11 protein-coding genes and 2 pseudogenes are annotated in these 22,377 nt (G+C 52.9%); 6 read left to right on the top strand and 7 right to left on the bottom strand.

The window, feature by feature from the left end:
- Positions 1–3,719: PA14 domain-containing protein (locus ACR0KN_RS20715; RefSeq protein ID WP_480656224.1), on the top strand; the 3,719-nt coding region annotated here is incomplete at its 5' end.
- Between the two features lie 216 nt (positions 3,720–3,935).
- On the top strand, positions 3,936–4,154 hold the full coding sequence (locus tag ACR0KN_RS20710) for a transposase (RefSeq protein ID WP_480656222.1): 219 nt from the start codon (positions 3,936–3,938) through the stop codon (positions 4,152–4,154).
- 386 nt (positions 4,155–4,540) lie between these two features.
- Here ACR0KN_RS20710 and ACR0KN_RS20705 read toward each other — a convergent pair.
- The 7 genes and pseudogenes from ACR0KN_RS20705 to ACR0KN_RS20675 form a co-directional block, all read right to left on the bottom strand.
- A pseudogene (locus tag ACR0KN_RS20705) lies at positions 4,541–5,645 on the bottom strand (IS3 family transposase).
- A 173-nt stretch (positions 5,646–5,818) separates the two neighbouring features.
- Positions 5,819–6,460, bottom strand: coding sequence for a glycosyltransferase family protein (locus ACR0KN_RS20700; RefSeq protein ID WP_480656220.1), 642 nt, complete (start codon positions 6,458–6,460; stop codon positions 5,819–5,821).
- 53 nt (positions 6,461–6,513) lie between these two features.
- Positions 6,514–8,028: a glycosyltransferase family 2 protein gene (locus ACR0KN_RS20695; RefSeq protein WP_480656218.1), complete on the bottom strand. Its 1,515-nt coding sequence runs from the start codon at positions 8,026–8,028 to the stop codon at positions 6,514–6,516.
- A gap of 2 nt (positions 8,029–8,030) precedes the next feature.
- Entirely contained in the window at positions 8,031–8,663 is a 633-nt protein-coding gene (locus tag ACR0KN_RS20690) for an HAD family hydrolase (protein ID WP_480656216.1), read from the bottom strand.
- Position 8,664: 1 nt separating this feature from the next.
- Complete coding sequence (locus ACR0KN_RS20685; RefSeq protein WP_480656214.1) at positions 8,665–9,315, bottom strand: PI-PLC domain-containing protein; 651 nt, start codon at positions 9,313–9,315, stop codon at positions 8,665–8,667.
- A 77-nt stretch (positions 9,316–9,392) separates the two neighbouring features.
- On the bottom strand, positions 9,393–10,427 hold the full coding sequence (locus tag ACR0KN_RS20680; protein WP_480656212.1) for a WavE lipopolysaccharide synthesis family protein: 1,035 nt from the start codon (positions 10,425–10,427) through the stop codon (positions 9,393–9,395).
- Between the two features lie 352 nt (positions 10,428–10,779).
- Positions 10,780–11,884, bottom strand: a pseudogene (locus ACR0KN_RS20675) (IS3 family transposase).
- Between the two features lie 325 nt (positions 11,885–12,209).
- Here ACR0KN_RS20675 and ACR0KN_RS20670 point away from each other — a divergent pair.
- From ACR0KN_RS20670 to ACR0KN_RS20655, 4 genes are all read left to right on the top strand, one after another.
- Positions 12,210–13,160: a protein kinase family protein gene (locus tag ACR0KN_RS20670; RefSeq protein WP_480656210.1), complete on the top strand. Its 951-nt coding sequence runs from the start codon at positions 12,210–12,212 to the stop codon at positions 13,158–13,160.
- A 436-nt stretch (positions 13,161–13,596) separates the two neighbouring features.
- The gene (locus tag ACR0KN_RS20665) at positions 13,597–14,514 is read left to right on the top strand and encodes a hypothetical protein (RefSeq protein ID WP_480656208.1); all 918 of its coding nucleotides are present in this window, start codon (positions 13,597–13,599) and stop codon (positions 14,512–14,514) included.
- 409 nt (positions 14,515–14,923) lie between these two features.
- Positions 14,924–21,364, top strand: coding sequence for a type I polyketide synthase (locus tag ACR0KN_RS20660; protein ID WP_480656206.1), 6,441 nt, complete (start codon positions 14,924–14,926; stop codon positions 21,362–21,364).
- A 2-nt stretch (positions 21,365–21,366) separates the two neighbouring features.
- Positions 21,367–22,377: a glycosyltransferase family 2 protein gene (locus ACR0KN_RS20655; RefSeq protein ID WP_480656204.1), complete on the top strand. Its 1,011-nt coding sequence runs from the start codon at positions 21,367–21,369 to the stop codon at positions 22,375–22,377.

The raw sequence follows: 22,377 nt of genomic DNA, 5'->3' as shown, positions 1-22,377 counted from the left end.
ACACCGGCAGTGGTAACGGCAACACCGGTAGTGGTGATGACAACACCGGCAGTGGTAACGGCAACACCGGTAGTGGTGATGACAACACCGGCAGTGGTAACGGCAACACCGGTAGTGGTGATGACAACACCGGTAGTGGTGAAAGCGGCGGTTCAATCGGTCTAGGCTTAAATGGCGTGACCGATTGGTCAACTCAACAGCCCTTCATTGATGCGTTTAAAACAGCACGACTCTGGGTCGGACATGAAAATGGGCAATTTGGCGGAACCAGTTATCAAGATCTTCTGGATGCTGGTATTCTAGATGACAATGGTTGGCCAACTGAGATTCCGGAAAGGCTGGACAGTATAGGGACTGTTCTACTGACCGATATGCCCGTTGAAGCAGTGTCCTTAGGCGGTCGTTATCGGTTGAGTTATGAGGGCGAGGGAGAACTCGTCGTTATTGGCGCCACAAACGTAGAATACAGTGATGGTGAGATCTGGTTCGACTATACTCCAACTGGATCAAACTTGATTGGTCTCAACATACTTTCAACAAATGAAGACGGAAACCATATCCGCAACATATCTGTTGTGCATGAAGGCAATATTGAAGCCCATGAAAATGGAGAAATATTTAATCCCAACTGGGTATCCCTAATTGAAAATATGGGCTCTTTACGATTCATGGATTGGATGGGGACAAATGCGTCACAACAAACAGAATGGAGTGATCGCCCAACACCTGACAGTTTCACTTGGGTCAGTAAAATCGGTGGCGTTCCTCTTGAAGTTATGGTTGAGCTAGCCAATCAAACTGGCACTGATCCTTGGTTCAATATTCCACACCTCGCTACATCCGAATACATTGAAGAGTTCGCGACATACGTAAGAGATAACTTGGATCCGAGGCTAACGGCCTATTTTGAATACTCGAATGAAGTATGGAATTGGCAGTTTGAACAAGCCCAGTGGGCCAATCAGCAGGGCTCTACACTGTGGCCGGATCAGGGCGACGCTTGGATACAATTCCAAGGCACTAAAGTTGTTGAGATGGCCCAGATTTTAGATCAGGTGTACGCGAATGAGCCCAGCGATCGCTTAACCAAGGTTATTTCGACGCAAACCGGCTGGGAAGGGTTAGAAAGACCACTTCTAGATGCGCCAAATTGGGTTGCAGATGACCCCCAGAACAATAGTGCACCTTATACACATGTAGATGCCTATGCTGTAACAGGCTATTTTGATGGAGCCTTGGGGCGCGACAAAGCTCCTATTGTGAAAGAATGGATTAATACATCTACTGCACGCGCAATCTCACAGGCCGATGACCTAGGGCTGACAGGGGACGTGCGAAATCAATATATAGAAACTCACAAATATGATTATGCAACATCACTAGCCATTCAAGAGCTACGCACTGGTTCCGTAACTGGTGATTTGAAGGGAACGCTCGACGAGCTGTTTCAGACATTTGAATATCATGCCCAAGTTGCTGAAGAGCGCGGCCTGCAGTTGGTTATGTATGAAGGTGGGTCTCATATTGTTGGCGTGGGTGAGTGGGTAAATGACGAACAACTAAAGGAGTTTTTTAATTATCTCAATTACACTGACGAGATGGGAGTTCTATATACGGAACTTCTTGAAGGGTGGCGAGACGCTGGCGGCACGCTCTTTAATGCCTTTGTTGATGTTGCCATTGAGAGTAAATGGGGAAGTTGGGGAGCCCTTCGTCACCTAGATGACGACACAGCCCGCTGGGATGCGATCGTAGAATTTAACGAAAATAATGCCCCATGGTGGACAGACGGTAACGTTGACAACGTCAGCACTGGTGACGGCGATACCAACAACGGTGATAACGCAGACGGCGGCGACAGTACCAACAATGGTGACAACGCAGATGGCGGCGACAGTACCAACAATGGTGACAACGCAGATGGCGGCGGCGGTGACCACACCGCGCCAGTTGGAAAGCCCGGCCTGCTGGCCTCGTACTTTATTATCACTGACTGGGTAGACGGTCTTTCGGAGATCGATTTTGATGCAGCACCCACAGCAACAGGGACGGTTGATCAGATTTACTCACGGGGGAGAGAAGCCTTCTGGGAGGGCGGGCCTCAGGATATGTTTGCAGCTCGTTATAACGGGTATGTCAACATCCAGAAGGCCGGTACTTATACGTTCTATCTAACTTCTGACGATGGCTCCGCACTCTATATCGACGGCAAACCTGTCATTGATAACGATGGTTTGCATGCAGCGGTAGAGCAATCCGTAACACTTGAGTTAGGCGCCGGAGCTCATGAGATCGAGCTGCTATACTATGAATGGGGTGGCGGTCAGGTTTTGGAGCTGGAATGGGAAGGCCCTGATAGCAACTGGACTCGTGATGTTCTAACTTCCGATCACCTCAGCTATGGCGGCCCTAGCGACAGCGCAGACAGCGGTGATGACAACACCGGCAGCGGTGATGACAACACCGGCAGCGGTGACGACAACACAGGCAGTGGTGACGACAACACAGGCAGTGGTGACGACAACACAGGCAGTGGTGACGACAACACCGGTAGTGGTATTCAAGAAGGCTATTCTCTCAGCGTTAAACAGGTGCATAGCGGTCATAGTCTGACAGACATCTATACCAATACCTATTGGGGCTTGAATGCGATGATTAACAGTGTTGATCCCGGCTCCGCAAATGTTTCACGCTCTACGCTTCCAGGGAGCGAAATGTCGGCTCGGCGTGAGCACCACGAAAATGGGGGCCATTTTTATGACAACCCTGACGCTTGGGTAGATATCGGTCAGTTTGAACTCTTGGTAATTACCGAACGCAACGATGTGTACCCAGAGGCTCTTTATCCTGTTGACGGATATCGACAAGAGCGGCATGAGGAATTTTCTAGATGGGTTAACCATGCTTGGGAAAATGGTAACGGCGGCGATGGCGCCGCGACAATGCTATATTCTGTCTGGCCTGACCTAGATGTCACCAACCCAAGTTTTAGAGAGCGGCTGGATTATGATGGAACAGAATGGGAAGCGATGGCAGAATACGCCAACGCCAACCTGTCTGATGGTGCTCCGCCTGTCTATATCATACCCGGCCATCTCGTAATGGCTCGCCTCTACGACGATGTAGAAGCAGGATTAGTGCCGGGGGTTGATAGTTTTCAGGATTTCTTTAGCGACAGTGTGCACCCCAATCACCTGGGTGGGTATATGATCTCGCTTATGCAACTTGCAACAATCCATCAAGTTGACTTGAGTGACGTGCCGATAAGATTAAATCCAAATCAGCCGGTAGATCAAATACCGAGCCCCGAATTGGCAACATATCTAAAAGATATGGTACAAGATGTCGTCTCAAATTATGAATGGAGTGGCGTTGCTTCCGAACAAAGTGCAGATGTTCTTCTAGATAATGATCAGGACATCGATACTACCGGCGAGCTAGATGCCAACGATGATAACGTCAGCACCCATGAAGACCAGCCAGTCACAATTGATGTTCTAGATAATGACATATCACAAGCAAGCCTTGACCTAATTATCCAAGGCCTGAGCACTCCAGAACACGGTACCGTACAGCAGTCAGACGATCAATTGCTACTGTACCAGCCTGATGATGGTTTCGTTGGCACAGATAGCTTTCAGTATTGGGTTACCGATGAGGACGGCAATACAGATCAAGCAACAGTAACGATCTTGGTTGAAAGTTGGGGAGATCTCTAAAGATGCCGTCTTGTGAGTGAATTGCTATACAAAGATGGCAGCCGATCATGCATCTGATTGCAGGTAAAAAATTCGGCGATTGACGCTACCTACATGCTTCAAGGCCCATTACACAGCGTATAGCTTTGGAAAAAGGGGAGACTAGACTGTCTTATCAGACGCGCCCTAAAGGTAATACGACCACATTTTTTTGGTCTTGAAACTGGTCCGGGCTGAGTGCAAATTTTGAGTACATTCTGGCACGAGGGGAGTGTACCTGTGCCGAAGAAATGCTTCCGCAGTGAACAAATTACCTTTGCGTTAAGGCAAGCGGAAGCTGGCATAATGATTGGTGAGATCTGCCGCAAGGTGGGGATCGCCGAAACCACATTCTACCGCTGGAAGAAGGTCTATGCCGGGATGGGTGTATCGGGGATTCGTCCTAACCGAGACTGACGACATGAACGACGTTTGTGGAATGGACTTCATGTTCGATCGGCTAACAGACGAGAAACCATTCCGGATTTTGACCATCGTCGACCGCTTTACGAGAGAAGCTCTCGCGAAGGCTGCGAAGACAAAATCCGCACCCACCAAGTCATCAATGAACTGGGTAGGTTGGCGCGGATCAAGGGTAAACTCAGAAGTATTCGGGTCGGAAGCAGCCCGGAGTTTGCAGGTCGGTTACTCGACCAACGGGCCTATCTTGACAAGAAGGAATTGGACTTCTCGCGCTCCGGACAACCGACAGATAATGCGTATATCGAAGTCTTCAACGGCCGTCTCCGACAGAAATGTCTTAACGCATTGATCTGCCCCCATTGAGTGGTCCGGGTAGATTGTTAGTGCATTGTGGACCTCTGGTCCATTGGGACGATGCTTTCCGGCGCGGGCGGACGATACCCCAGAGCGCTGCGCGGCCTGACCGTATTGTAGTGAACGCGCCATTGCTCAATCAGGACTTTGGCCTCGCGAAGGCTGTAGAAGATTTCGCCATTGAGTAACTCGTCGCGGAACCGGGCATTGAAGCTCTTGCAGTATCCGTTCTCCCAAGGTGAGCCTGGCTCAATGTATGCCGTCTTTGCGCCGACAGCTGCTATCCAGGCCCGCACCTTCTGAGCAATGAACTCTGGGCCGTTGTCGGATCTTATGTATTCCGGCGGGCCGCGCAGAATGAACAGGTCAGTCAACGCATCGAGCACGTCGGTGGAGTTTAGCTTGCGTTCCACGCGGATCATGAGCGCCTCCTTGGTGTGTTCATCTATGATGTTGAGCCTGCGATAGGCCCAGCCGTCTGCGGTCCGATCTTGCACGAAGTCATAGGACCACACATGGTTGGGACGCTCTGGCCTGAGGCGGACGCAGGAGCCGTCCCTTTTGCTTTTGCGGGACTTTCAGCCCTTCGCGTCTCCAAATCCGTTCCACCCACCTGTGGTTAACATGCCAGCCCGCGTTGTTGAGCAGACCGGTCACCATCCGATAACCGTAGCGACCGTGTGTACCCGCCAACTCAATAATATCGTCGGTTGGACGCTCTTCGTCGGCACGGCCTTGCGGGGTTTTGCGCTGTGTGGATCGGTGCTGACCCAATGTGCGGCAGGCACGGCGCTCAGAAACGCCAAGCGATTGCCGCACCCGGTCGATACACCGGCGACGACGCGAAGGTCTCAGAAGTTTCCCTTTGCTGCTTCGGTCAAGATCAGCTTGTCCAGCGTCAGATCAGACACCGCCCGCCTGAGGCGCTGGTTCTCCTTCTCCAGTTCTTTCAGACGTTTGAGCTGATCGCGACCCATGCCGCCATAAAGCTTGCGCCACCTGTAGTAGGTCTGCTGTGTCATGCCGATCTGGCGCACCGCCTCTGCAATCGTCATGCCGTGACCTTGCAGAACTTCAACTTGCCGAAGCTTCGATACTAAGCTCTTCGGGCTTCGCTCGTTTTCCAGCCATCGATGATCCCCCAATTTGAGGTATAAACTATCCCAGTTGGTGGACCACTTTCACGGGGCTACTCCAAGATGGCCCACAATCCCGGATCCATCAAGCCATGAACGCGTTCAAGGTCTCGTGCGTCGAACGAAGAGACATATTGAAGTGTCAATCCCCGAATGTCGTGGGGCATTTCAATCTCCTTGTTTGATGTCGATGACATTCGACACCCGATGAAGCTTTACTTTAAAACCTGCTGCTCGCACACCATTGAAAAGGGGACATACGTAATACAGTCCATTAAATTTTTGCGCTTCACCATTCTCCAATGCATGAGCAACAGCTTGAAGAAACACCGATGCCCTCGAAAAGAGATAGGTCCCGGCCGATGCATTTTTGGAGATCACGCGTTTCTCGGCGGCTTCGACAAAGCTTGCTTCCTCGTCCAGACGTAGATAGCTGTAGCCGGGCCAGTCACTTTCAAAGCAGAGAGCGATCCCGCCGCAGTCCGGATGGGCGTTGAATACGGCGTACGGATCGATGTCGCACTCATAGAGGATGTCCGCTAAGTCAACGATCAGTGGACCGTCGTCGTCAGAGCTAAGAGCGACGCCCGATAGTGCGGTCAATGCAGCGCCATTTGTGTAGCGGCTAAGAAACACGATAGCAGCGTCTGGATACCATTCCTTCAACGCAGCCGCAGCAAAAGCGCGAGTTTCAACACGGTCAGCCATGACAAAAACGTAATCGGACGAGCTTGCCATCTTGGCCCAAGGACGGGTGTTAAGTGTTTGGCGCAGGATAGGCTGACCGTCGACCGCCTGCTCAGCTTTCACGCTTCCGTCTTCGCGGACGAAATCTGGCCCTGCCAGTGGTACAACGATCCGCATCAATCCGGAGCGTCTTCCGATGGCCACCTTCCCTTCTGGGAAAGGTAGTGCTTTAGATCGGCGGGCGTTCCCAGACCATGCATCGCATCCGTAGGCACTTCGTAAACTCCGATACGTGCACCGTTTGCAATCATGAAGTTGTACACCGGGCAAGTGTAGAATTCGCCGTTCACCCTTTCATTGACCGCCATCATATCGACAGCGGCGCCGACAAAATCTCGCCCACGCGCGAATAGATAAATACCCACAGTGGCTAAGTCCGAAATCGGCTTTTTCTCTGCCACCTCCGCTACAAGGCCATCTTCTCCAAGCCGTGCGAAAGACCACTTTGGATCCTTGGCGGGATCACGAAAAACCAGAATGGAGCCGTCCAGCTCACGCCGAAAACAATCCTGCACAAAGTCTGATACGTCAAAATCAACGAGCTGATCTGAATTGGCCACCAACATAGGCACATCATCGTCAAACTGGCTGCGCGCTAATAGTACTGTCGAAGCAGTTCCTTCGGTCAAATGGTCAACAGGAATGACATTCACTCCATCGTTTTGCAGTTCGAAGACTGTGGCAGCCTGTTCGAGAATATGGGATTTCCGTAGGAGAACAGTGGTTTTCGCGTTCGGTGGTGACAGGTTTTCGACCGCATGCAAGAGCATTGGCTTGCCCATCACGTCTATAAAGGGTTTCGGTTTTTTCCAGCCTTCCTTGGCGAAGCGGCTACCCTCACCTGCTGCTGGGACAATCAAACGGACCCTTCGCTTCGTGTGTGCATTTTCTATTGTGGATGATGCGGAAAGCGACCGTTCGAATGCAACGATGCGGGCAGGTTCGAAGAAGCTGTGATAATCCTCGGCATCGATCGATGAAAAGACAATGCGGCGGTTCATCAAAATCGCTTCGTTCAACGACGCGCTGATATAGAACAGCCCGTTCAAACTCGCGTCTTTCAAGATCGCGTTTTGCGCCGCCTGCACAAAATCCTCTGCTTTCTCAAAATAGTATGTGCCGGCTACAGCGCGACGTGACATCACTTTCTTTTCGAACGCCTGGACCACCTCCTGTCCTTCGCCCTCAACGACATAAGACCATCGGGGGTGAACGGAACTGAATGTAACAACGCCAACGTCTGCTCCAACACTTTTGAATTGGTTGACATGGGCGGCAAGATTGTCGTTGATGACTTGATCACTGTTGAAGATCAATAACTCACGGTCACGATCAATTACGTCAGTAGCCAACAGGCAGGAACACAGGGCACCCGACGTTTCACCAATCCGTTCGACAACAGTGGCAGGTTTACCTGCGGCGAGCCTGATGACCTTGTCGAGGGAAAACCCGATCATGTCTTCGCTGCCGATCACAAAGATGAAATCGGCTTTGGGAAAGTCATCCCTCAAACTGGAGACCACAAGCTCAATCATTGGCTGGCCCGCAACCTCGACGAGCGGCTTCGGGAAGAAGTACTCGTCTTTCGGAAAGAAGGGCGTTCGGTCAGAAATGGGGATCAGTATCTGCATGCTCAGACCCCTTGTTTCAATTGAATTTCTTTGATGCATTCCTGAATGGCGCAGTAGGTCACATCCTCTGGCACGCCAATTTTCATCAGATGCCCGCCACTGGCCAAAGCAGCTTGGATACCATGAGCGTTGTCCTCAAGAATCAAACAATTTTCGGGCGCTACATCAAGATGGGCCATCGCTGAGAGGTACATTTCGGGGTCCGGCTTGCCTTTGCTCACATCCTCATTTGAAACCATCACATCGATATGACCGTCCAATGCCGATAGACGCATCATCTCTTCCACCGATTGACGGACGGAATTGGAACAGACGGCCGTTTTAAAACCATCAGCCTTCAATCTGGAGAGTGCGTATTGATGGTTGAACGTTGGCTTGCAACGCAGATTGCTGACTTCAAGCGTATAGCTTTGTTTAAGGGTGTTCAAAAAGTCGTGCAGGCCCTCCGGAAGACCACGCGACTTGGACAACATCTTGAGTTTCTGACGTGTTGGCAGACCGTCAAAGGTCGACAAGTGACTTTCGCGGCTGATGTTATAGCCAAAATGTGCAAGAGCACGGTTCAAGGCATCATAGTGCCAGTCTTTGGCTTCTATTAGGACTCCGTCCATATCGAAAAGTATCGCTTCAATCATGTTAGTCCGTCCCAAAAACTTGATGCGCGTCCTCAGGGAAATCTGTGCAAATCTCGAATTGGTCATGGGTGTTTAAGCCCGCCCGGGAGATTTCCTGCCAAAGATCTTCATGTGGTCGCCCGTGTAATTCTGATGAAACGATTGAGACCCGCAGACCGTGCTCAAGAAGTTCCGCCGCTTTTTCCACCTGCGGAAAAGTACCGTTGAAGTTGTCCACCCAGACGCCCACCGCGTCGTTAACAAATGACGGGTAGGACTCGTATTCGCTAAGCCTTGTGTAGACTGGAAACTTAGTGCGGATATATCCGAGAGCGTCTGGCACAGACATGTCAAATGCATAGACATTCTGTACCGGGATCTTGGCGGCTTCCAGTTCTACAGTAGTCATTGCTTGAAGCCCGTCTGCTTTGATATTGAGGGCTAGGCGGCTGTCACATCCAATATCGTGATAGTCGGCAAAGAACTGTGCGGCGGGCTGCATGTCAGCCTGTGCAACCGGGTCGTGCGAAATTGCCAAGACGGTGTTCGCGTCGCGCAAATCGGTTTCAATGCCAAAACCAAGTTCCAGTGCCTCTCGCAGCGCTCGCCCGGTGTTCTTCTGGGTCGGGTCTTTCCATAAGCCACGATGTGCAAGTATGTTTCCACGTCGCAAGGGTATTCCTCTTCAAATAACTCGGAGCCTTTGCCATCTTGGCTCTCTGAAGTGTTGTTGTCGACCTGTCCAACAAATCATGGATAGCCGGGGTCAAAGACCGTTGTTCTCTCCTCGAGCATGCGCTCATAGGGTTCAGCCGCTTCCGGCAGCAGAGCGCCAGATCGAATCTCGGCCCACTCTAGGAATGTCAGCTCTTTTGCATTGGTGAGTTTGGCGTAGCTTCCGAGCCCATCCCGCAGAGTAAGTGATTGGTATTTCACCCAGTAGAAATCGGTCGACCACTGATCGACGATTCCAAAATGATCCCTGAACGCCGCCCAGCTATCGGCTATTGTCCACTCAAGGTGACGCCCCTGACTTTCAAGGAATTGGCTCGCAAAATAGGTTTCTGGCGTGGCGTGGCGGCACAATTCACCGATTGGCAATTCTAGAAACATGCTTTGGGAATCTGTAAGAAACCCCTCGGGAAGTGGCCCTTCGCGATAAGGCGGCGACCAATAAGTTATCATATCGTCGATATTGCCGAACACGGATTGATCGCCCAGATGGTAGGGTACGAACTTCAAGTTGCCTTGGCCTACACCAAAAATCCTGTGTTTTTGGGCTTCGATGGCTTGGCCCGAAGGTGGCAATAATTGAGCAAGTGAAATCAGGCCGTTCATGAACGTGGGGTGGTGGAAGCGCTGGTCGGTGCGCGTTTTGAGCACCCATTTGGCTCCCAAAGACTTGGCACGTTTCATCCCGGCGGATGCGCTGGCGATCTGCATGTTGACGTTGAAAGGCCCAGGCTGATCAGGTTTTTCGCTTAAGACGATGTCTACGCCCAGTTCGGTGAGCGGAGACAGTTGTGTGTCAGGTGTGTCCTTCCAGGTCGACAGAATGATCGCACAATTTGGCATGGCGTCCCTGTACAATCGAACCGTGTTTGTCGTGAAGTCATCGCCAGCCCAAATCGGCCCCTGTATAACGATTGCTGACTTGTCTTGTCGCAGAACCGGCTGGGTAGAATATCGCGGCGACGAATTCGCCGAAAACCCGATCTCATCCGAACGCTTGGGCCGGGACCTGATTGTAAGGAAATGATTGCCTTTAAGGGTTTCATAGCGCATGGACTCTCGCAGGAGTCGTCGCCTGATCCGATCGAATAACGAGGGTCTGTACATTTTTTCTGCTTCCGATACCGAACGATTTTGCTTTGTGCCTCTGATATTGGTCGGCCACATAACACTGAAATTAGGAGCAATTTTTGACGCATCCATGTCAAAAACGCGATAGGATCACCCCACCTTACCCCCACACCCGTTGTACCCGTTCAAGTCTCCCTTAGGGTAGTGTCAAAGGAACTTGTGTTGCTACGGTGCAGGGGCTGCGTAGCGTCTTCCCACGACGAAATGTGATCCCTTCAAATACTTCAAGGCCAGCCCGGCTGATCTGCCCCCATTGAGTGGTCCGGGTAGATTGTTAGTGCATTGTGGACCTCTGGTCCATTGGGACGATGCTTTCCGGCGCGGGCGGACGATACCCCAGAGCGCTGCGCGGCCTGACCGTATTGTAGTGAACGCGCCATTGCTCAATCAGGACTTTGGCCTCGCGAAGGCTGTAGAAGATTTCGCCATTGAGTAACTCGTCGCGGAACCGGGCATTGAAGCTCTTGCAGTATCCGTTCTCCCAAGGTGAGCCTGGCTCAATGTATGCCGTCTTTGCGCCGACAGCTGCTATCCAGGCCCGCACCTTCTGAGCAATGAACTCTGGGCCGTTGTCGGATCTTATGTATTCCGGCGGGCCGCGCAGAATGAACAGGTCAGTCAACGCATCGAGCACGTCGGTGGAGTTTAGCTTGCGTTCCACGCGGATCATGAGCGCCTCCTTGGTGTGTTCATCTATGATGTTGAGCCTGCGATAGGCCCAGCCGTCTGCGGTCCGATCTTGCACGAAGTCATAGGACCACACATGGTTGGGACGCTCTGGCCTGAGGCGGACGCAGGAGCCGTCCCTTTTGCTTTTGCGGGACTTTCAGCCCTTCGCGTCTCCAAATCCGTTCCACCCACCTGTGGTTAACATGCCAGCCCGCGTTGTTGAGCAGACCGGTCACCATCCGATAACCGTAGCGACCGTGTGTACCCGCCAACTCAATAATATCGTCGGTTGGACGCTCTTCGTCGGCACGGCCTTGCGGGGTTTTGCGCTGTGTGGATCGGTGCTGACCCAATGTGCGGCAGGCACGGCGCTCAGAAACGCCAAGCGATTGCCGCACCCGGTCGATACACCGGCGACGACGCGAAGGTCTCAGAAGTTTCCCTTTGCTGCTTCGGTCAAGATCAGCTTGTCCAGCGTCAGATCAGACACCGCCCGCCTGAGGCGCTGGTTCTCCTTCTCCAGTTCTTTCAGACGTTTGAGCTGATCGCGACCCATGCCGCCATAAAGCTTGCGCCACCTGTAGTAGGTCTGCTGTGTCATGCCGATCTGGCGCACCGCCTCTGCAATCGTCATGCCGTGACCTTGCAGAACTTCAACTTGCCGAAGCTTCGATACTAAGCTCTTCGGGCTTCGCTCGTTTTCCAGCCATCGATGATCCCCCAATTTGAGGTATAAACTATCCCAGTTGGTGGACCACTTTCACGGGGCTACTCCAAGATGGCCCACAATCCCGGATCAACAGATGGAGGACTGATTACAATGAATTCAAGCCGAGTTCTTCGCTCGGAAACTTGACGTCAAGCGAATTTGCAGCCCAACTAACCTAAATCTAAAAAATCGCATGAAGACTGAACCAAATACGAGGTGAGTTACGGACAACGATGCACTAACGATTAAACCGAGCTACCCGATGCGGGCATGTCCAGACGGCAAACTCATTGGAATTTTTGGTGCATAAGTAGAAAGTGTGAAAATTGGATTTTGAGAAATATATAATTGACATAGTAGAGCAGTCTTCTAGAGCCTTGGGTGGAACGCTCAATGTTTCGTCCATACGTCGGATTGGTCGCCCAGATGGAAAAGACCGAGTGAAGGACGCCGGTCTAGCATTTTACATTGATGGAAATCGACGCGTTGATGATGCTGTTCTTTTGGTTGCTAACCCAAGATTTGGTCAAACCGTTGCCATGGACGTTGAATGCGCGCGAGAAGTTGCGATGCAAGTCGATCAGGAGGTCGGCAGGCATATCGCTAGACCTATATATGAAGGGCAATTCGGCAGCCAAACCTATGCTGTGTTTTCTAGACTAAGCCCATATTCTGACAATAGATTCATTCGATTCCTTCAGAAGCCGGCGGCGGTGAGCAGAGTCGCGCCTTGGCTATCAAGCCTTGCGGAGCAAACCAAACAAACAAAGCATGATCCATTAGAGTATGATCGGCTTTTCATAAACCCGTTAGTTAACTTATCCCAAGATGCAAATATATCCGAGGACATAAGAGAATTCGCACAAAATATTTCCATTAGTGTTCAAAGAGAACGACCAGAATTGATCACAGTTATTCAGCACGGTGATTTTTGGGTCGGCAATGTATTTTTTGAACGACGTATACTTGAGAACCTTAACCCTACTTTAGGTGATTTCTCGGTTATTGATTGGCGGGGAATGCGTTTGGACGGTTACCCATGCATGGATTTGGTGCGCTTTTGTTTGTCAGTATGTAGAGTTGGAGCTTCAAGCAATGACACTATAATGCGTGAGTATGGAGAGTCTCTTTGTATCTCAAGATATGAGATGAGCGTCTATTGCCTGCTCGCACTTGGTCGCCTTGGAGCGGAATTGGATCACTTTCCAAAAGAACGATACTGCTCCATGTGCGATACGGTTTTTAACTTTCTCCAGAGGCATGTTTGGAAGGGGTAGACAGAACTGCGTTTGTTTTAGGTGTGTAGTTTGGCATGATACGATTATTGATCGGCAGTGTTGGAATACTCGTAAAAACGGTTGTTTTTAGCGCAATGGGGTATGATCGTTGGATATGCCAACTTCTCCACTTCAAACCAGAACCTTGATGCGCGGACGGGCGCGCTGGCTCAGGTAGAGGCGGAACGCATATTAGCTGAGACGGCGAGCGACGCGTCTGCCAAACGGCCAGAGTTGGAGCCCGTGCATGACCACTTTCGCTCGGAAACTTGACGCCGAGCGAATCTGCGGGCCAACTAGCCGAAAGATCGCATGAGCGACCGGACTAGATACAAGGTGAACTCCATGACAACGATACACTAACAATTAAATCGGACCACCCGATCGGGCACGCCACCAACATATCTGCAATAAGGTAAAAATAACGGCCGCAAAGATGTCATCTTTCTCATCAAAGTCTATTTTTATTGCAATACTTTTGGTTGCTTCTCAAGCTTCAGCGGAAAACTCTGCATCAAACAAGAGGTCAGATTTCACGACTTCATCTCATGTGGGTCAGGAATTAAAAGCTCGTCCTTTTAGCACACGAGTAGTTCAATCTGGGCACAGCCTAACAGATCCACTCCCTGATCTTATTAAACAAATGGTCCGCATTTCTGGTACATGGGGGGCAGTTGTTGATCGCTCCACCATACCTGGAAGCCCTATGGAAGTTCGGTGGCGTGATTCCCCTGGCTTTGGGCTGCCCGATGCCAAACAAGAAATTGGTAACTATGATCTTTTGGTTTTGACGGAGGGCATTCCAATTTCTGGTATCCGTCAATACCATAATTCTGATGAAGTTGCCCTGCGCTGGTTTACACATGCTTGGACACACGGTGGTCCGGCGGAGACTATCTTGTACGCGACGTGGGTTGAATACAACAGTGGGCCTGGTAGCCCTCATGATGGAGAAGCCCTTGAAGGTCACATTCAATTCCGCGAACGACTATCCCGAGAAATGACGCAATGGGAAGAAATTCGTTCTCATGTGAATGCCAACCGTCCGGAAGGCGCAACTCCAATGCAGATGATCCCGGGGCCCTTGATCATGGCGGCGCTTTACGATGAGATCGACGCTGGCCGCGCACCGGGTTTACAAAATATATCGGACGTCTTTGCCGATGAAATTCATCTTAACGACAAAGGAAATTATTTAATTGCTCTGGCGCATTTCATGGTGATCTATGGGCGTGATCCACGCGGCCTTCCCAATAATCTCGGACAAACGAAGCCACCTAGTCCGGAACAAGCAGTCTGGATGCAAAATCTGGTCTGGATAGTCGTGAATAACTATTCAAATGGGCGGATGTAATTTAGGTTAATATATAAGCTATACCAACCGGGCGTAGGGGTAATCGAAATAGACCGCGTTGAGGTTCTTAAATTACAGTGCAAGTGCGGCAGCACAAAACCAGCCTCGCAAGAACCGTAGCAATGTGGGAAGGTTAAAGAATACATTTCCCACAAATAAGGCAAAGTCGCCCTCATAGTTTCCGATTCGCCAACAAAAGCCCTTCCCCTGAGGCTTATTTTCTCAAAGAGCCGCGCAAGTCAAACGAATGCAACTTCTTCAGGATTAGCCTCTGAAATTAGTCAAAATTAGCCGATCACAGATCGCACTAAGCCATTACTCTCTCCACCAGTTGTTTGCCAAGTCTTATTCATATGGCAATTTAACATCTACGCATAAGATCGATTTTACCAACCATAGGTGATTTTAAGTGAATAGTACCGTTCGGGAAAACGATATTGCCATTGTTGGCATGGCCGCGCATTTGCCCGGGTCGGCCTCCGTTGAAGGGTACTGGCATAATTTGCGTGCCGGCATTGAATCCATTCGCCACCTCAGCGAAGACGAATTGCGTGCTGCTGGTGAAGCACCACATTTGCTGAACCGGCCGGATTATGTGCCTTTTGGTGCCCCTTTGGAGGGGTTTGAGGATTTTGACGCCGAGTTTTTCGGCCTCTCCCCCAAAGAAGCCGCCATTATGGATCCGCAGCATCGCCAGTTTCTGGAGGTGTCCTGGGAAGCGCTGGAAAATGCCGGGCATACGCCGGAAAATTTTTCAGGTCCGATCGGGGTCTTTGCCGGTTGCGGCATGGGGAGCTATTTCTATTTCAACATCTGCTCGAATGCTGATCTTGTCGATGACGTGGGTATGTTCCTGTTGCGTCATACCGGCAATGACAAGGATTTCCTCTCAACACGCCTGAGCCATATTCTCGATCTCAAAGGCCCCAGCGTGAATGTGCAGACGGCCTGCTCAACCTCGCTAGTGGCAGCGCATTACGCCACGCAGGCGCTGTTGACTGGCGAATGTGACATGGCGATTGCCGGGGGCGTTACCATCGAGCTGCCGCAAAACCGCGGCTACATCTACAAAGAAGGTGAAGTTCTGTCGCCTGATGGTCATTGCCATGCCTTTGATCATCGTGCGCAAGGGACGGTTTTTGGGTCGGGCGCGGGGGCCGTGGTTCTGCGCCGCCTGTCGGATGCGGTTGCCGATGGCGATCACATCTGGGGTGTGATCCGCGGCACGGCGATCAACAATGATGGTGCTGACAAGGCAGGGTATCTGGCCCCGTCCGTCGAAGGGCAAGCGGCGGCCATATCCGAGGCCCACACCATGGCCGATGTCACGGCCGATACGCTGGATTACGTGGAATGCCACGGCACCGGTACGTATCTCGGTGACCCGATCGAGGTAGCGGCGCTGTCACAGGCCTTTTCCGACACCACCAATGAGACAGGCTTTTGCAAGCTGGGCTCGGTGAAAACTAATATCGGCCATCTGGATACCGCCGCGGGAGTGGCGAGCCTGATCAAAACGTCGCTGGCCCTGCATCACAAGGAAATCCCGCCAAGCCTAGGTTATGAAAAGCCCAATCCGGCGATCGATTTCGAAGATAGCCCGTTTCGCGTCAATGATCAGTTGACCCCATGGGTATCCCATAAAGGGCCACGGCGCGCAGGGGTAAACTCGTTGGGTGTTGGCGGGACCAATGCCCATGTGGTGTTGGAAGAGGCCCCCGCACGGGCAGCATCCGAAGCATCTGATTGGCCGTTCCAATTACTGACCCTCTCTGCGCGCAGCAAAAAGGCGCTTGAGGGGAATTCTGCTGCGCTGGCCGCACATTTGCGGGCGCATCAGGATGAAGATCTGGCCGATATTGCATGGACCCTCAAGGAGGGTCGCCGGGGCTTTGAAAAACGCCGGGTGATTGCAGCCGAAAGCCACAAGGAAGCCGCAGCACTTCTGGAAGACGGCGACCCCCGCCGGGTCTTTACGCATTCTGTCATCTCCGACAATCCCGATCATGTTTTCATGTTCCCCGGGGGCGGTGCACAATATGCCGGCATGGCACGCGATCTCTATGAAACAGAGCCTGTTTTCGCCGACTGGATGGATCGCGGATTGGAGCTTTTGCAGCCCAAGCTCGATTATGACATCCGTGCATTGTGGCTGCCGGAGCCCGGACAGGAAGCCGAAGCTGACGCGCGCCTGACGACGCCCTCGGTGCAACTGCCGCTGATCATGATCACTGAGTATGCGCTGGCGCAGCTCTGGATCAGCTGGGGTGTGGAACCGGCGGCGCTTGTCGGCCATTCCATGGGGGAGAACACTGCGGCTTGTGTGGCCGGTGTTATGTCCTTTGAAGATTGCATCGGCCTTGTGCATCTGCGCGGCCAGCTTTTTGATACCGTGCCCGCGGGTGGCATGCTGAGCGTACCGCTACCGGCGGATGAGCTACGCCCGCTGCTGGGGGATGATCTGGATTTGGGCGCGGTGAACGCTCCGGGGCTGAGCATTGCCACCGGACCTCAGGCCGCGCTTGACGCGCTTGCAGATCGTTTGCAGGCGCAGGATATCGACTGTCAGCGCATCCAGATCGACATCGCAGCCCATTCCCGCATGTTAGAGCCGATCCTGAAGGGTTTTGGTGATTATCTGCGCAGCATCACCCTGAATGCTCCGCAAATTCCGTTCCCATCAAACCGGAGCGGCACGTGGATCACGCCTGAGGAAGCCACCGACCCGGAATACTGGGTCGGGCATCTCAGAAACACTGTTCATTTCGCCGATTGCATCACCACGTTGGCAGAAAATCCCGAACGGATTTTCATCGAGGTTGGTCCGGGCAAAGCGCTGGCCTCGTTGACGGGCCAGCATGACAAGGTTGATGCCAACCAAGTCATTGGCAGCCTGCGTCATCCTCAGGATGATATCGCCGATGATGCCTATTTCCTTGCGATGCTGGGCCGGGTCTGGGCGTTGGGCGGAGATTTTGACTGGGGCCAGTACTGGGGCGAAGCGCGGCGCAATCGTGTCGTGTTACCCAGCTACGCCTTCCAGCGCGCGCCCTATTTCATTGAACCGGGCAAAGCCCAATCCGATGCAGAAACCCAGTGGTTGATGCGCAGCGATGATCCCGATGGCTGGGGTTACCGCGTCAGCTGGACCCCCACCTATGCTGCATGCGATATCGATGTGGCGCAGGGCCTGAAAGATGTGCCGCCCGAAAGCTGGCTCATCTTCGTGGATGAGGCGGGGCTGTGCAGTCAATTGGCCGAACGCCTGCGTGGTGCTGGCCAGACCGTCACCACGGTGGTTCCTGGCGACGGCTTTGCCCGAATTCGCGAAGATCACTACTGTCTTGCCCCAGAGCGGGGGCGCGAAGGTTATGACATGCTGCTCAGGGATTTGTCGGATCAAAGCCGCCTGCCCACACGTATCGTGCATGGCTGGTCATTGACTGATCGTGAAAGCTTCCGCCCTGGCAGCAGTTTCTTCCATCGCAATCTGGAGCAAGGATTCTATAGCCTCTTTTTCCTGGCGCAGGCGATTGGCGAAGAAGACCTGCCAATGCCGCTGCATATGCATGTGCTAAGCTCGGGCGCATTGCAGGTTCGGTGTGAAGATTTACCACACCCGGAAAAAGCTACGCTGACCGGCCCCGCGCGGGTGATTCCGCGCGAGTTTCCCGGCCTGACATGTGCTCTGCTCGATATCGATCTGCCCCAAGCCGAAGGCAAACGCCGTCGTCCGACCCTATCCGACGACATGGTGGATCAGGTGCTTGAGGATCTGCTGGCAAAACCTGCCACGCTGACCGCGGCCATTCGCAGCAGCAAGCGCTATGTACAGGGGTACCGGTCGCAGCCTCTGCCAGAACCTGACATTGCAGATTTACCTCTGCGCAACGGGGGCACTTATCTGATCACCGGTGGGTTCGGGGGTATCGGGCTTACATTGTCCGAAGCGCTTATCCGCAAAACTGGCGCCAATATAGTTCTTATGTCGCGCAGCTCCCTGCCCGCGCGGGACAACTGGGAACAAATTCTGCATCAGAACGCTCCGCAGGACCGAACCGTCCGAAACATCCGCGCTATCCAGACACTTGAAGCAGCTGGCGGGAAAGTCCTGCCCCTTGCAGGAGACGTCAGCAATGTCGAAGACATGCAGCGTATCATTGTGCGCAGCACGCAAGAGTTCGGAGAAATCCATGGCGTCATTCATGCCGCTGGCCTGATCGATGACGCGCCCATTATGACCAAGTCCATGATGGAGATTGAAGACGTCTTTACCCCCAAGATTCACGGCACGCAGGTTCTGGATCAGGTCTTTCCTGACGGATCACTTGACTGGCTGGTTCTGTTTTCCTCAACTTCGACGGCAACCGCGCCCATTGGGCAGATTGATTATGTGGCCGCCAATGAATATCTCAACGCCTATGCCCGCGCACGCGCGAAGGACAAGACACAGGTGCTGGCTGTAAACTGGAGCATCTGGTCCGATGTGGGCATGGCCGCGGATGCCATGGAAACGCGCATCGGATCCGAAGAGGCGCCGGTTGAATCGATCGACCAACCCATGTTGGACAACGCCACTTTTGACCGGTCCGGGAACCGGATCTTTACTGCCGAGTATAGAGTAGCAGAGCGCTGGTTCCTTGATGATCACCGTACCAAGACAGGTCAGGCGCTGGTGCCGGGCACAGGTTATCTGGAGCTTGCCTCCGAGGCCCTGCGGGCCCAGGGTGAAGCTGGCCCGTTCGAAATTCGGGACCTCTATTTCCTACGCCCGCTGGCTGTTGACGATGATACCGGCCAACAGGTGCAACTGCGCCTGCCACGCAGCGACATGGGTTATGATCTGGTGGTCGAGAGCGCCCCTGAAGGGGTATCCGGCCTTGAGATGAACGCCCAGGCCAACCTGTCGCTCTTGCCGCTGGAATCGCCATTACCTCTTGATATTGCCGCGATCACCGCCCGATGCGCTCCGCAGTATAAAACCGAAGCAAATGCGCGCCTGACAGCTGCACAAGAAGCACATCTGAATTTCGGCCCGCGCTGGCAAGTCCTGACCCAGACAGCCATCGGTGCCGAAGAGGGTATTGCCCATCTCAGCCTGCAGGAAAATCTGACAGGCGATCTGAGCGCAGGATATGATCTGCATCCCGGGCTGATGGATTTGGCGACGGGATGGGCGATGGACCTGATCGAAGGCTATCAACCCACCCATCTGTGGGTGCCCGTTTCGTATCGCTCGGTGAAAGTGCACCACCCGCTTGGGCCACAGATCGTTAGCTGGGTCCGTAACGCTGGCGACAATCAGGCTGATGGCGAAACGGCCGGGTTTGATGTGACGATTGCCCTGCCCGACGGCACAGTATGTGTTGAGGTTCAGGGGTTCACCATCCGGCGGATGGGCTCTGCCACAGACTTTGCCCAGAGCGATACATTACATGCAGCCGGTGCAGGGGATGCGGATATCGCACAACCCTTGTCGCCTGCCGAGGAACGGCTGCGCCATAACCTGTCACAGGGAATTCTGGCGTCAGAAGGCGCAGACCTCTTCTTCCGTGCACTGGGATTGAACCAATCGCAGGTCATTCTGTCATCTTTGGATCTAAACGCGCTGATTGAACAGGCCGCAGAGACGGGCGCATCCGCCGGTGACAGCGAGCAGAAATTCCAACGCCCGGATCTCGACGGAGAATATGTGGCGCCGGACAATGATATTGAACGCCGGTTGGCCGGGTTCTGGCAGGAGCTGTTGGGAGTTGATCAGATCGGGGTCGAGGACAGTTTCTTTGACCTCGGGGGGCATTCCCTGATCGCCGTCCGGCTTTTTGCACAGATCCGGAAAACCTATAATGTGGATTTCCCCATTTCCGTGCTGTTCGAGGCGCCAACTATTCGCAAATGCGCCGAATTGATTGCTGCCCGTGGCGTGCCCACTGAAGGTGCCGCAGAAGCGGCCCCTGCGGATGCACCAACCGCACCCGCGCGCCGCTTTACGCATCTGGTTCCGATGCACTCCGGCGAAGGCGGATCGAAAACACCATTCTTCCTGGTAGCAGGCATGTTTGGCAATGTGCTCAATCTGCGCCATCTGGCGCATCTGATTGGATCTGACCGGCCCTTCTATGGGTTGCAGGCCCGTGGCCTCTACGGCGACGAGGAACCTCATCGTGATCTGCGCGAAGCGGCACGCGACTATATTGCCGAAATGCGTCAGGTGCAGCCGCACGGCCCCTATATGCTGGGTGGATTTTCGGGCGGCGGGATCACCGCTTACGAGATTGCTCGCCAGCTGACGGAAGCAGGCGAGGAAATCTCGGCCCTGATCCTGCTGGATACCCCCCTGCCGGTGCGTCGCAGCCTCAGCGCGCAGGATCGCATAATGATACAATGGCTTGAATTAAAGAAGAAAGGCCTCTCATACCCTGTTGTCTGGATCAACAACCGCATCGCTTGGGAAATCGCGAAACGAAAGGACAGTCGTAATGACGAGGCCGCCGAAGGACAAAACTTCCATGACGCCGTTATTGAAGCGGCATTTTTGGAAAGCGTCGCCGACTATCCACTCCAGCCTTGGGAGGGGCATCTTGCTCTCTTCCGCCCACCACTGATTGCTAAATGGCAAACTGGCCCAAACCGGCTAATCCATCATGAACGCTATTACCTTACCCACGACAACGACTGGAAACGTTGGGCACCTAACATGGAGATATATGAAGTGCCCGGAGATCACGATTCCATGGTTCTAGAGCCGAATGTCCGGGTGCTTGCCGCGCGTATGCAGCGCTGTCTGGAAGCCGCAGAAAATACCACAACCACTATTTGCCGTCCCTCCCGTCAAGAAGCTGCAGAATAGATATGACTGTCTCCCGTATTCTAACTATTATCCTGAACTATAAAACTCCGGACATGACGCTGCGCTCTGCCAAATCTGCCCTGCACGCGCTGCAAGAAATCAAAGGTGAAATCATCATTGTCGACAACGATTCCTGTGACGGGTCTTTCGAAAAAATGGCGGCACACGTTACGGCGCAGGGTTGGGCTGAAGGAGGACGGGTCAGGGTTTTGCAATCTGGGCACAATGGCGGTTATGGGGCAGGCAATAATGTGGGCATCCGAGCCGGTTTGAGCGATGGCGGTCAGCCGGATTATATCTATGTATTGAACTCGGATGCCTTCCCGGCCCCAGCGGCCATCCGCATTCTGCGCGATCATCTTGACCAAAACCCACAGACTGGATTTGTTGGCAGCTATGTTCATGGCGAAGATGGTAAGTATCATAATTCGGCCTTTCGCTTCCCATCTGTGCTAAGCGAGTTTGAAACCTCTATCCGCTTTGGGCCCGTCAGCCGTTTATTAAAAAAACATATCGTCGCGGGATACGCCCCCAAGGATCTTTGCAGTGTCGGTTGGCTTTCAGGCGCCAGCCTGATGATGCGCCGGGATATGCTGGATCAGATCGGTCTTTTTGACGAGACCTTCTTTCTCTATTTTGAGGAAACTGACCTGTGTTTTCGGGGGCAGCGCGCCGGATACAAGGCGCAATATTTGCCGCAAAGCAGTGTGATGCATATCGGCTCGGTTTCAACCGGCATGCAGACATGGAACCGGGTGCCAACTTATTGGTTTGACTCGCGCCTTTATTACTTCACCAAAAACCACGGTGCCTTTTATGCGGCCGGAGCGACCCTTGCACATCTGAGCGGCGGTTTCCTGCATTGGGTACGTTGTTTGATCACCCGTAAAAAGCGCGATGTGCCGCCTTTCTTTTTAACGACCTTAGCCTGGCATGATCTGAAAGCGGGCCTGCGGGCTTGCCTACCTAATGGCAGGCGACCCCGCCACCCTAAATCTGTCGCCGGAGAATAA

The organism is Ruegeria sp. AP7 (assembly GCF_056539905.1).
This window is presented reverse-complemented; position numbering and strand designations above follow the sequence as displayed.

Excerpts from the sequence above, each read along its gene's own strand:
- ACR0KN_RS20695 (WP_480656218.1), bottom strand. The coding sequence starts at position 8,028 with ATGCAGATACTGATCCCCATTTCTGACCGAACGCCCTTCTTTCCGAAA.
- ACR0KN_RS20690 (WP_480656216.1), bottom strand. The coding sequence starts at position 8,663 with ATGATTGAAGCGATACTTTTCGATATGGACGGAGTCCTAATAGAAGCC.
- ACR0KN_RS20680 (WP_480656212.1), bottom strand. The coding sequence starts at position 10,427 with ATGCGCTATGAAACCCTTAAAGGCAATCATTTCCTTACAATCAGGTCC.
- ACR0KN_RS20665 (WP_480656208.1), top strand. The coding sequence starts at position 13,597 with ATGTCATCTTTCTCATCAAAGTCTATTTTTATTGCAATACTTTTGGTT.
- ACR0KN_RS20655 (WP_480656204.1), top strand. The coding sequence starts at position 21,367 with ATGACTGTCTCCCGTATTCTAACTATTATCCTGAACTATAAAACTCCG.